The 12,989-nt window shown below is 35.7% G+C and carries 10 protein-coding genes; 3 read left to right on the top strand and 7 right to left on the bottom strand.

From position 1 onward, the window contains the following. Positions 1-31: 31 nt before the first annotated feature. The 3 genes from N4T20_RS19445 to N4T20_RS19435 all read right to left on the bottom strand — a co-directional run bounded on the left by N4T20_RS19445 (position 32) and on the right by N4T20_RS19435 (position 3,248). Complete coding sequence (locus N4T20_RS19445) at positions 32-691, bottom strand: response regulator transcription factor (protein WP_260670719.1); 660 nt, start codon at positions 689-691, stop codon at positions 32-34. Between the two features lie 585 nt (positions 692-1,276). Then, positions 1,277-2,656 carry an ATP-binding protein gene (locus N4T20_RS19440; protein WP_260670718.1) on the bottom strand — a complete coding sequence of 460 codons (1,380 nt, stop codon included), beginning with the start codon at positions 2,654-2,656 and terminating at the stop codon, positions 1,277-1,279. 7 nt (positions 2,657-2,663) lie between these two features. Further along, positions 2,664-3,248, bottom strand: coding sequence for a DUF4202 domain-containing protein (locus N4T20_RS19435; protein WP_260670717.1), 585 nt, complete (start codon positions 3,246-3,248; stop codon positions 2,664-2,666). Positions 3,249-3,748: 500 nt separating this feature from the next. Between N4T20_RS19435 and N4T20_RS19430 the strand changes: the two genes are divergently transcribed. Further along, complete coding sequence (locus N4T20_RS19430; RefSeq protein ID WP_260670716.1) at positions 3,749-4,522, top strand: META domain-containing protein; 774 nt, start codon at positions 3,749-3,751, stop codon at positions 4,520-4,522. A gap of 103 nt (positions 4,523-4,625) precedes the next feature. Here N4T20_RS19430 and N4T20_RS19425 read toward each other — a convergent pair whose 3' ends face one another. Together N4T20_RS19425 and N4T20_RS19420 are read right to left on the bottom strand one after the other, a co-directional pair. Continuing rightward, the gene (locus N4T20_RS19425) at positions 4,626-5,912 is read right to left on the bottom strand and encodes a DUF2130 domain-containing protein (RefSeq protein ID WP_260670715.1); all 1,287 of its coding nucleotides are present in this window, start codon (positions 5,910-5,912) and stop codon (positions 4,626-4,628) included. A 342-nt stretch (positions 5,913-6,254) separates the two neighbouring features. Then, positions 6,255-7,133, bottom strand: coding sequence for a LysR family transcriptional regulator (locus N4T20_RS19420; protein WP_260670714.1), 879 nt, complete (start codon positions 7,131-7,133; stop codon positions 6,255-6,257). Positions 7,134-7,332: 199 nt separating this feature from the next. On the opposite strand from N4T20_RS19420, the gene N4T20_RS19415 reads away from it, so the two are divergent. Both N4T20_RS19415 and N4T20_RS19410 read left to right on the top strand, forming a co-directional pair. Further along, positions 7,333-8,040, top strand: a complete 708-nt coding sequence (locus tag N4T20_RS19415; RefSeq protein WP_260670713.1) for a class I SAM-dependent methyltransferase — start codon at positions 7,333-7,335, stop codon at positions 8,038-8,040. Between the two features lie 270 nt (positions 8,041-8,310). Next, positions 8,311-11,988 (top strand): PKD domain-containing protein, encoded by a 3,678-nt coding sequence (locus tag N4T20_RS19410; protein WP_260670712.1) that lies wholly within the window; start codon positions 8,311-8,313, stop codon positions 11,986-11,988. 89 nt (positions 11,989-12,077) lie between these two features. Here the strand turns inward: N4T20_RS19410 and N4T20_RS19405 are convergent, their stop codons facing one another. Together N4T20_RS19405 and N4T20_RS19400 are read right to left on the bottom strand one after the other, a co-directional pair. Then, positions 12,078-12,554: a DUF3291 domain-containing protein gene (locus tag N4T20_RS19405; RefSeq protein ID WP_260670711.1), complete on the bottom strand. Its 477-nt coding sequence runs from the start codon at positions 12,552-12,554 to the stop codon at positions 12,078-12,080. Between the two features lie 156 nt (positions 12,555-12,710). Beyond that, positions 12,711-12,989, bottom strand: coding sequence for a putative quinol monooxygenase (locus tag N4T20_RS19400; RefSeq protein WP_260670710.1), 279 nt, complete (start codon positions 12,987-12,989; stop codon positions 12,711-12,713).

Genomic DNA, 12,989 nt, shown 5'->3' with positions numbered 1-12,989 from the left:
ATTGTGATAGTTACGTATTTGTACGTATTTTTTAAATTAAAGAATACTCTGTTGCTTTGTTCGAAAGTTCCATTAGGTTTTTCACTTTCAGTTTTTTCATTAGGTTAAAACGGTGCACTTCCGCAGTTCTTTTGCTAATGTCCAGCGCTTCAGCAATTTCTTTGTTTCCTTTTCCTGATAATAAAAGAGCAAGTATTTCTTTTTCTCTTTTGGTAATCATCATTTCTTCGCCTAGTGTTTGTTTAGGTTCTAATGATGCAGATGAATTTGTCAATTGGCTAATTAAAATAGAAGAGATATCTCCGCTATAGTATTTTCCGCCACTGGCAACGCTATGTAATGCCTTTAAGAATTCTTCTTTTGATGAACCTTTCAATAAATAGCCGTCGGCACCAGCTTTGATAGATTTCAGTACGTATTCTTCAGATTCATGCATTGAAAGCATGATGGTTTTAATGCTGTTTTTTTCGTTTCTAAGTTTTTCTACTACCTCGATGCCGGTTAAATTTGGCATACGAATATCTACTATAAGTAAATCTGGATTTGTCGCAGCAACGACTTCCAGAGCATCAGCACCATCGATTGCTTCGCCTACAACCTCAATGTTTGCTTCATTTTCAAGTAAAGATTTGATTCCGTCTCTAACAAAAACATGGTCATCTGCCAGTACTACTCGAATAATATTGCTCATAGTTTACTTAATTTTGATTTTGGATTTTTACGTATATTCATCTAAAGGGAAGACGCTAATATACGTACTTTTTTGATTTTAAATTCCAATTTTTTGAAATTTCAAATTCTAATATTAAAAAATCATTAGAAAAATTAAATTACAATATCTAAATTCCAAATTCCAAAGCTTTGTATGGTCAACTTTGACAAAGTTTGAGCTTCAATTGCCTCCAGATTTAGTCGGAGGTTTTGTAGAAAACATAAAGGGCTTTAGCCAAATGAATAAGTTTGGCTAAAGCCCTTTTAGAACTTGTTTGCCTACCTCCAGCTAAAGCTGTAGGCAATTGATTTGTAATTCTTAAATAAAGTTAAAATCTTCTTTTGAAAACCTTTGCCCGCGAGAGGGATAGGAGCAATCCGCCACTGCGGAGCGGATAGCCCGACAGGATTAGGGAAAGTGGGCGAATTAAGACATAGATTGGTAGCCCACTTTTTCTAATACTGGCTCGCCATGATAATTCGATAATGAGTTAATGTGTCAATTAGATAATTTTTATGAATGTGTTAAATAATTATCTAATTTTTGAATTGGCATATTGCCACATTATTTTAAGATCGGAATGTCGAAGGTAATTCTTGTGCCTTCGCCTGGAATGGAGTTCATGAAAACGCGCCCGTTGATGTATTGGATTCTTTCTTTCATGAATAAAAGTCCCATTCCAGATTCGCTGTTGCGTTTTTTATCTACCGAATTGATGTCGAAACCTTTTCCGTTGTCGTCTACGATGATGGTTAAAAGTGTCTCGCTGTGCGAAAGCTGGACAATAATATGCGATGATTCGGCATACTTTATGGCGTTGTTTATCGCTTCTTGCGTAAGACGGTAAATATTGATTTCGATTAAGGAATCTAAGCGCTGGTCGAAATCGGTTTTATTGTAGAAAAGGATTTCTTTTCCGGTAAGTTTAGAGAGTTCCTGAGTTAATTTTGAAAGCGATGAAACTATGCCGTGACCGCTTAATTCTGGTGGCATCAGATTAAAGGTTGCGGTGCGGGCGCCTTTGATAATATCCAGAGAAAGTTTCTTTAAATGCTCAATTTTTTGTTCTGATTTTTCTCTATCATCCAGATTAATGCTTTCCAAACTGAACTTTAAGCCCGTAAGCATTTGACCGATTCCGTCATGAATTTCTTTGGCAATTCGGTTTTGCTCGTTTTCCTGATTTTCGACAATTTTGCTTGAAATAATCTTCTGCTGATTGATTTTTTCGGTTGTGTTTTCAAGGTTTAAACGCTCGACTTCTCGTTGCATTTTTTTGCGTTCGGTAATGTTGAAACTGGTTGCTTTGAAAATGAAGAAGAATTCTAAAAGCAGAACAAGCAGAGTGAAACCAAAAATCCAATATTCGATTTTGCGCTGTTCGGTTACTTTTTGGTGTGCTTCGAGATTGTATTGCGTTACAATCTGATTCATTTTTGAAAGGAAAATACCTTCGTTTTCTAGAATAATTTGAACTAGTTTCAGATTTTCTGAAGCTGTTTTTTGCTGCTGTAAATTCAATAAAAAAGAATCTGTAGTTTGTGCAATTTTATTGAAAATCGGATTGATTTCAAGATATAATTTAGAAAGTGTTTCTGATTTTTCTTTTGGAAAAGCCAAACTATCACTGCCATTTTCCAGTGCATTTTGGTTCTTTTTCCAAAGTTCTAAAACCTCTTTTAAGTGCGAGGTTTTTTTGGCAGTAGCCGAATCAGAAACGTAATGTAAAATCAGTACTTCTTTGACGATTTTTTGGCTCAGCATTTTTTGCTTGCCCGAAAAATTAATGATTTTAGAATCGCTTAACTGCTGATTCAGATTGTGTTGTGCTAAAAACTGACTGATGATTATGATTAAGGCAATAGTAAGAAGCGCAAAAAAATACAGCCGTCGTAAATTTTTGAAAGTGATTTTTTCTGCAGCTTCCTCATTGCTTTTCTTCATATCTTTTTTACAATCCCAAAGAAGCTTTTATCAGGTTTAAATTTTCTTCAGAATATTTGATTTTTAAGGCTTCCTCGTGTCCTTTGTCCGACATTTTATCCCAAGTTTTCTTGATGATGTTTTTCAGCTTTTCTTCATCGTGTTTGTGAACGAAAGGTTCTAAATAATATTCTAAGAAAACCAGACAGATAACATCTTCGAGTAATTGTGTTTCAGCATCTTTTTTCAGCAGTTTTTTTTCAATTAAGAAAGAAACGCGATCAATAAAAGTTTGATCGTACCCCGCTTTTTCTAATATCTCTGCAGTAGTTTTTGCGTGAAATTTTTTCAGTTCTTCTCTCCATTTTAAATAACCTACACGATCCATTGGGTACGATTCGCGAGCGACTTTCCAGCGACAGATGTGCTGTGCTTTTGAAGCAATCTGAATTTCTTCTGATGCATTAGGCTCAAATTCCATCAGTCTTTTGTACATCCTGTCAGAATACAGTAATTCTTTTGGGTATTCTTTGTTTTGGTCTAATTCGATGTTGGGATCTTGTGCATTTTCTGCATCAATCCATTCGCTTGCTTTTTGAAAAGGTGTAGTCATTTTTTGGTTTGATAATGGAATTTCAAAGATAGGGAATTAAGTAGAAAAGTCGAAAGTCAAAAGTCGAAAGTCAAAAGTCGAAAGTCAAAAGTCGAAAGTCAAAAGTCGAAAGTCAAAAGTCGAAAGTCGAAAGTGAGATGAAAGGAGCCAGACTATTTCTTGGTTCTTCTCCAAATACTGTGATTTGATACTTTTCCTGTCCTGATTTTGCAACGAACTTTTCGCAAAATTTATTACTTTAATTAAGTGTTATTACGTAAATGTAAGTATTTGTGCTTATAAAAACACGTAATTTGTTTATTTTTTGTTTCGTGATTTGGGTTTTAAATTAAGTATTTTGACTTAACCTTTTACGTACTCTGGGGTTGAAATAATTTTACAGCTGTCTTGCTTTTTTAAATTTGAAAAAATTCTAAATAGGCTTTTCGAAAAAATGTCGTAAATTCATAAGAATTTTATAGGCGTTTTAAAAATAGGAGCATTTTTTAAACTGAAATCTCATGAAAAATATACTTTCAATATTGTTTTTGTCATTTGTAATGATAGGCTGTAAAACAGCGGCAAACAAAGAATCTAGCGCAAACTCTTCTGTAAGTTCGACAGAAGAAGATTTAAAATACTATTTTAAAGGTACAGGGAATGAACCTTTTTGGGGAATCAAAATAGGAAATGATGAAATTGTTTTTACGTCTTTAATACCAGGGAAAGAAAAACTGATTTTTCCTGCGGTTGATGCAGTTAGAGCGATGGATGCGAATGTGAAAATGTATAGAGTAAGTAACGAGACTGCTTCTGCAACGATTACAATTCAGCAGTTAGATTGCCAGGATTCGATGTCGGGAGCGATTTCTCCTTATAGCGTAAAGGTTGAAATTAAAAACAGCTCAGAATTAGAAATGAAGAAATTAAGCGGCTGCGGAAAATATCTAACGGATTATCGACTTCATGATATTTGGGTTTTGGAAGAATTAAACGGTTATAAAGTTTTTGCTGCAGACTTTCAGAAAGAATTCCCAAGGATAGAGATTAATTCAGCTGAAAACCGATTCTCTGGCTTTGGAGGCTGCAATTCCATAACTGGACAAATCTTTTTCGAAAAAGATTTACTCCGCTTTACAAAAGTAGTATCTACATTAATGGCTTGTCCTCAAGGAAATAAAGAAGGCGATTTTTTGAAGGCGCTGCAAAGTACAACAACGTATGCTATTGGAAACAATCAATTGACTTTGTCTAATCCTTCTGGAAAATTGGCTGTTTTTAAGAAGGTGGATTAAAGGTTTTGTTTGTTTTGTTTCAAGTTTCAAGTTTCAAGTTTCTGTTGAGCATAATTAATAGAAACATAGCCCACGGTTTCAACCGTGGGAGAGTTGATAGGATTTATTCAAACAATTCCTTAGGTTCTTCGTCTTGCGGTTCTTCTTCGATAAAATCCAATTCTAAAGCTCGAACGCTCTGAACTGCATTTCCGGCTATGCCACGTATAGAACCGTACATTCCTAAAGTGTTGTGAACGACTTTTTCAATTTGTTTTTCACGCTGTTTCCAGATTCTCTGCATGGCTCTTTTTTCAGAATCTAAATCGCTTTGCATTTGAGTGAAACCTTCTACAATTCCTTCAATCTGCAAACGGAATTCATTGCTCGTCAAGAAATCGTATAGCATTGACATTTTATCTCCTTTGTTTTCCTGCGCTTGAACCGCTTGATTGATCTGAATTAGCGACTGGCGCAAAACAGCGCTCAAACCTTTAAATTCTTCGTAAGTGCAAATCCATATTCCGTCGCGCATACCCATTCGTTCCATTCCCGAAGGCATTACTTCAGTCACTAAAACTCCGATATTGGCCCTTTTGGTTCTAATATCATTTTTGAATTTCTCGATCCATGAAGGCTGAAAAGCTTTGGTTCTTTTGCTTTCGTAATAAATTGATCCGCAGTTTTGATGTTCGCGCGTGTTGACAATTTGAAGGCAGTCAGCACCGTTGGCGCCTTTCTTAATTTCGTCAATACTGTCAAGCGGGAAATTGTTGGCCAGCCATTCTTCAATCGCCAATTCCATTACTTCGCCCTGCAATTGCATCGAACCTTGTTCTTGTTTGCGCTTCATTTCTTCGGTCAGCTTTTTTTGTTCTTCCAGCTGTTTCTGAAGTTCCTTAAATTTCAGTTCGTTTTTATCGTCCTCCTGTTTTCTGATTTTTTCGCGTTCCAAAGCCAATTGCGCATTCAATTGCTTTTCGGCTTCGGCTTGAATCGCTTCTTTCATTTCCAGTTTTTCGCGCTGCAATTTGGCGATTTCACCTTCCATTTTATTTAATTCTCTGATTTTTTCCGATTTTTCAGAGAGTTCTTTTTCCATCAAAAGCAAACGGTCTTTATTTTCTTCTTCGAGTTTTGCTTTCAGCTTTTCAGAAATTTCTTTTTCGGCTGTTTTTTTCTCGCGCTCTAGGCGTTCAGCAAAAAGTTCATTTTCCTGTTTTTTCTTCGCTTCAAATTCGGCTTTCGATTTTTCCAATTGTTCGCTTTTAAGCTCTAATTCACGGTTTTGAATATTGGCTTTTTGCTGAAACTCTTTACGAATGCTATCTTCCAATTGATGTTTTAAGACATCATTTACATCGATAGGAGTTCCGCAGTTTGGACACTGAATTGAAGATTGCTCGGCCATTTTTATTGAAATTTATTGTAGAATTTGAATTTGCTAAGATATTTAAAACTTCTCTTTTTATAATGTGGATTTCTGTACTAATTTGTAACGATTTTTTTTTATAGCTACGAAGGCGCTAAGACGCAAAGTTTTTTTTAGCTACAGATTAAGGATTTTTTGAATTGCCTCCAGCTTTAGCTGGAGGTGTAAAAGTTGAATTGGAAAAGGCTTTAGCCAAACCCGTATTTGTTGGTTAAAGCCTTTTAAACTTAATTATTTTTCCATCCAGCTAAAGCTGGACGCAACTTATAAATAAAAACGTTGCACCTCTGCGTCTTTGCGAGATTAATTTCACCACGAAACTTAGCTTTTATTCAATAAAAAATGAACAGCAGTTTTCGTGATCTCAGAATCATCTTCTTTTGAAATTATAATTGACACATTTGTCTGAAGATTCACTTTTTTCAATTCAATAAAACCAATCTCCGGATCCTGATTGTTTTTGGCAATGTTTGACGAAACAATCGAAATTCCCAATCCGTTTTTGACTAATTGTACGATGGAGTTAATATTATTGGCTTCGTGAATAATCTTCGGCGTAAAGCCATAAAACGCACAAAGTTCTAATAAAACTTCATGATAATGCGGTGCATAGTCTTTGTTGAAGAAAATGAATGTTTCATCTTTTAGGGATGTAATTTCACTTTCAGATTTTATCTGAATAAATTTTTTATTGTAAACCAATGAAAATCCATCTTTAAACCATAAATGCGATTTTATTTTAGGCGAATGAATGGGCGATCTGATAATTCCCATTTCTATTTTTCCTTGCTCTAAAGCATTGATTTGTTTAGTGGTGGAAACTTCAAACAGTTTGAAATTCACATACGGAAACTGTGTTTTCAGATGTTTGATTAAATCTGAAATAATAGAAGAATATATCGAGCTGATGTAAGCGATCCTAAATTCGCCAGAAACGTTTTCTGCAATCTTTTTTGTTTTCGCCGCAACGTGCTCAAGATGCTGGAAAAGTTCTTTTATTTCTTTTTCAAAATACTTTCCCGCTTCTGTAAGTTCTACTTTTTTATTATTTCTGATGAAAAGCTTGGCCTGAAGCTCTTCTTCCAGTTCAGCAATCTGTCGGCTTAATGGAGGCTGCGAAATAAAGAGTTTTTCGGATGCTTTGGTAAAGTTGAGTTCTTCGGCTACAGCCAAAAAATATTTTAAGTGTCGTAATTCCATGATACTTTAAAAGTATTATTAATTGATAAAAATAGTATTTTTAAAGTATTTATGAAAAGGATAGTTTTGAAATAAATAAACCTCTCGCAGATTGAGCAGATTATTAATTTAGATAAAAATCGTCTAAACCATAATATTTCCAATCCATAATAGCAAAAAGATTCGCGAAATCTGCGAGAGATTACAAAAACAAAAGACCATGAAAAAATCAACTATTGCAGAAATCAAAGAACGATTTGACAATGATGTCGAACGATTTTCAAATTTAGAAACGGGGCAAGTGGCGACAATCGATGCTACTATTTCTTTAGAATTGATAACTGAAGCTTCAAAACGTATTGTACCGAATGCCAAAAATGTTTTGGATGTGGGCTGCGGAGCTGGAAATTATACTTTAAAAATGTTGTCTAAAGTGCCGGATTTAAACTGTATCTTGGTCGATTTGAGTCTGCCTATGTTAGATCGTGCTTTTGAAAGGGTTTCGGCAGAAACAAAAGGAAAGGTTGAAATTAAACAAGGTGATATTCGTGAGGCAGATTTAGAAGAAAACAGCTTTGATATTATTTTAGCGGGTGCCGTTTTGCATCATTTGCGTGATGATAAGGACTGGGAGACAACTTTTGCAAAATTATTCAGATTGTTAAAACCGGGAGGCTGTTTGATGATTTCGGATTTAATTACTCAAGATACCGAATTATTGAACGAATACACTTGGCAGCGTTATGGCGAATATTTGGAAGGAATAGGAGGGAGTGAATATCGACAGAAAGTTTTGGATTACATTGAGAAAGAAGATTCTCCGAGATCGATGAATTATCAATTGGATCTGATGAAAAAAGTAGGTTTTTCTAAAGTTGAAATTTTACACAAAAATATGTGCTTCGGGGCTTTTGGAGGAATAAAATAAGATTTGAAAGAGACTCAAATGCATAAATGCATTTAAGAGAAACTGCCCTTGGAGGCAGTTTTTTTGTTTTATAGAAATAGTTTAGGAACTTAACGGAACTAGTTAATATACAATTGTTTTACAATAAGATAATATCATTTTCTTGCATTCCATTTAAATATTTTTATCAAAAAAAATAATAAACAAAACAATTAAGAGGCGAAGTGAGGATGCTTTTTTAATTGGTTTTTGTAGGAGCTAACCAGTACTACTAACCTAAACAACACTATTTTGAAAAAACACTACTTTTTTGCAGCAGCTTTTCTGCTTCAATTTTTTGTGTCCTTTGGACAAAACCCAACTCGATGCGGAACCCAATTATCTCAAAAGGAAGAAGCCGCTTTCGTAAAATCGCTATCAAAAATTAAAACATGGAAAAAAGGAAGTACGGCCAAGATGACCGCAGCGCCCTATATCGTTCCTGTTGTATTTCATATTTTGACGGATGGAACCAATGTTAGCAGCGGTTTTACCAAAGAGCAGATGAAATGCAGGATTGATGATGCATTGCTTACCATAAATAAAGATTTTAATGGTTTGTTTCCTGAATATGCCATGACAGATCCGCGTTTTGACGGAGTTAAAAGTAAGATGAATATCCAGTTTGTTTTAGCTACTGTTGATCCAGAGGGCAATCCATTGGAGATACCTGGCGTAGACTGGCACCCGGAAGCGCATATAAGCGATGGATACGATTCTAGAATTTACGATTACATTTGGTATGGCAAAAACAGCAGGTATTATCTGGATGTTTTGGTTGTTAATGAGCCGAATACAGGTCAAGGATCTGTTGGTTCTGGGCACGCATTTTTGCCCATTCAAGATGCTATTCCTCGCGTGACCTACAATCACAGGTATATTGGAAGCACGTGCGGATCTGATGCCAGCGCTACTTTCGCAAAGGTAATGACACATGAGTTTGGCCACTATTTTGGATTAAAACACACTTTTCAAGATGATTGCGATCCTATTAACGATGGTATGGCCGATACTCCGCCTACAAAAGTAGGGGAAGGCTGCACTAGAAATGTGCTCAATAGCTGCGGAGTTTACGCCAATGCTGAGAATCATATGGATTACAATACAGATTGCCAAAATATGTTTACCAGAGATCAGACAAATGCAATGACTTATTGGCTAGACGATACTTCGGTGGCAAAATACCCAAGAGGGTTTTTATGGCAGGAAAACAATCTTAGATCGGTTGGGGTGATAGAAGCGGTTCCTGTAGCAAATTTCAGCAGCAGTACAACTGCGGTTTGTTCTGGAAAAGCAATTGTTTTTAAAGATCGTTCTCTAGGTTTGCCTGTTTCGAGGTTATGGACTTTTGAAGGAGGAACGCCTTCGACCTCTACAGAATCGAATCCGACGGTTGTTTACAATGCTTCTGGAGTATACAAAGTGAAATTGGAGGTTACAAATTCTTTGGGAACAAACGCAAAAGAAATACCAAATTATATTGAAGTAGACCAAAAATCGGCTGTGAATTTAGCGGAGAGTTTTTCTGGCGCTTTTCCTCCTTTAGGATGGGAAGTTTCTAATCCTGATAATGGATTGACATGGGAAAAACGCAATGGAATAGGGCACAACGACAGTTCTTGTATGATTATGAACAATGCCGATAATGCAGTTGTTGGCGCATTAGATTATATCAGACTGCCTTATTTTGATTTTACCGCAGGACAAAACAGCCAAATGTTTTTTGATGTGGCTTACACAAAATTTGATGATGTGAGCCCAGATGTTTTGAAAGTGCAGGTTTCGACTGACTGCGGACAGACATGGAATGACGTGTACTCCAAAACACATACGCTTTTGCAGACCACTGAGGTGCCTACTGCTTTGGCAAATAATTGGATCCCTACAGGAGATGCCAATTGGAGAAAAGAAGTTGTAGACCTGAGTGCTTATCAAGGAAATGGAAATGTTTCTATTCGATTTGTCAATATATCAGGATACGGAACGAGAATTTGGATTGATAATGTAAATGTAGCAGTAACACAAGCAGCTACTCCAGTGTCTGATTTTACTTCCAATACCAGAAGCACGAGATGTACAAATCTTACTGTTCCGTTTGTAGATGTTTCAACAGGAAATCCTACATCTTGGGAGTGGTCTTTCCCAGGAGGTACGCCAGCAAGTTCGACAGATAAAAATCCTTTGGTAACTTATAATGTGCCAGGTTCTTATGCGGTTACACTTTCTACAAAAAACAGCAATGGAACAGGAACAACTTTAACCAAATCTAATTTTATTAAGATTGTTGATCCAGACCGAATTTCTTATACAGAGGATTTTGAAAATTCTTTTCCTCCAGCAGAATGGGAAATTGTTAATCCAGACAATAAACTGACTTGGGAAAAACGAGCAGATGCAGGACATAATTCTTCGTCATGTATGGTCATGAATAATGCAGATAATGATAAAGTGGGCGCTATTGACGAAATTATCCTTAAACCTGTTGATATGTCTGTAGGAATAACTGATTTTTCATTTGATATTGCTTATGCGAAATTTGATGCTGAAAGTCCGGATGTTTTAGAAATTTTAGCTTCTACAGACTGTGGTGCAACTTGGAAAACTATTTATGCAAAGACGCATACCGAATTGGAGACTTTTATAAGTACAGATCCTAATAATTGGATTCCGACGGCAGATTCTCATTGGAGAACAGAAAGAGTGTTGCTGACCGAATTTAAAGGTACTTCGAATGTTTTATTTAAATTTAAAAATACTTCAGGATATGGATCGAGAATATGGATTGACAATGTTAAATTCACTTTTGACAGTAAAGAAAGTCCGTTTTCAGAATTTACTATAGAAAGCGATAAAATCTGCAGCGATTTGCCAGTTGTATTTAAGGATATTTCAACAGGAGAGCCTACTTCTTGGCTATGGTCGTTTCCAGGCGGTTCTCCGTCTACTTCTACAAGCAAGACGCCAGCTGTTATTTATGAAAACCCAGGTACTTACGACGTTACATTAACGGCCACCAATTCTTATGGAGTTGGAACCGTAATGCATAAAACAGGGGTAGTGGTTGTAAAAGGAAAAAATAGTCTTCCGTATTTTGAGAATTTTGAATCGAATTTTCCTATTCAGGATTGGGAAATTATTAACCTAGACAAAGATGCTATAACTTGGGAAAAACGTTCAGATGCTGGAAAAGGAGATTTGTCTTGTCTAGTAATTAATAATGCCGACAATCCAGCCGATTTGGTAGATGAGCTGATATTAAAACCATTTGATTTTTCTGCCGCTTCAAGTCCATTTTTATATTTCGATTTGGCTTATACGCAATATATAAATGCTTTTGATCCAACGCCTGCTCCCGATAAAATAGAGATATTCGCGTCTTCAGATTGTGGAGCAACATGGACTTCTGTTTATTCAAAGAATCAGACACAGCTGCAGACTGTTACGCCTAGAATTGAGGACGATCCTGCCACTACAATGACAAATGAAACCAATGATTGGATTCCGACCAAAAATTCGGATTGGAGAGAAGAAAAAATTAATTTAGAGATTGTAAAAAATCAAAAGAATGTGCTGCTTAAAATAAAAAATACTTCGGGCTACGGGACAAGAATCTGGTTCGATAATTTGAAAGTGGATAATGGTCCGAATTTGGCCGTGGCAAAACCTAAGAAGCCAATTGATTTAGAGGGCGTTCAAATATATCCAAATCCGTCGAGCGATGTGTTTTACCTAACAGCACCGTCTTCTGGAGATGATTATACTGTTACCGTTCATAACGTGGCTGGACAAGTGATTTACAGCGAAAAATTCCAAACAAAAAACAATAACACTAAAGCGATTAATTTAGCAAAACAATCAAAAGGAGTGTACTTTTTAAACGTGACTTCTTCGACCCAAAAGATTTTTAATCAGAAAATAATAAAACAATAGATTAAAAATCAATAAAAAAGAAAAGACTGCATCTGTAAATAGATTGCAGTCTTTTTTTTGTTTTATGAGATAAGATTTTAGAAAAATGCCTATTCTATTTCTGAAGTGTTTTTTGCTCTCGGTGCTGGAAACTTAGTTCTAAAATCAAAAACCAATTCTGAAGCTCCATTTTGCTGCAGATAATCTAATTTTCCAACAGCTTCTTCGAGACTTGGAATATGCCCTTTTGGAATCCACCACATAGCAGTATGCGCTTTTCCGAATTTTTGAAACCATTCTTTTCGGCGTCTTAAAAAGTCACTGTGAAAAGTTTTGTACATATAATGTTCTAAAGTTTCGATGCTTTCCCAAACAGAAACATTGATAATAATTTGTTCATCATTGTACGGATTAAGATTTGTAGCATTGTCGGTTTCGTCTTTTAAACGCCAGACAAAACCTTCGCTTTCTTCAGCTAAAGTATTTATAGCATCCAAATTATCTACAAATTCTTTCATAATTGGGTCGTTAATATCGACACCTTTCATTTTGGCAATATTAATTTCGGCAAGATGATATTTGCTCATATTAAATTATTTGTGATTTTGCAGACAAGTTAAGCTTTTTCTGAATTATTATTTTAAAGAAATAAGTTATGTATGCCACCCATATTAATCCTGCAAGATTTTTAAAACATTGTAGGTATTTTTTTGAAAGGTTTTAAAAACCTTGCGGGAGGAGAATTATAAAATCTGCGCAGTTTTGTAAACCTGAATTGGGCTTGAAACCAAGTTTTCGGTTTTTTTGATGAACTCTTGCAAATAGGACTGATTGTTGTGCAGCTCCAATCCCGGTTGATCTTTCCATTCTTCCCAAAGAATAAAAACATTTTCGGAAGTGTGTAAATCGTAACGAATACAGGCAGCCTCTTTTCTAGTTTCGGTTACTAGATGCGTCAGCAGGTTTTGAACTTCAATTAAATGCTCTGGTTTACTTTTTAAAATTGCTGTAATCGAAATCAT

This window comes from Flavobacterium sp. TR2, from assembly GCF_025252405.1.
GTDB lineage: Bacteria > Bacteroidota > Bacteroidia > Flavobacteriales > Flavobacteriaceae > Flavobacterium.
The sequence above is the reverse complement of the archived record's forward strand: the minus strand, read 5'-3'. Positions and strand labels throughout refer to the sequence as shown.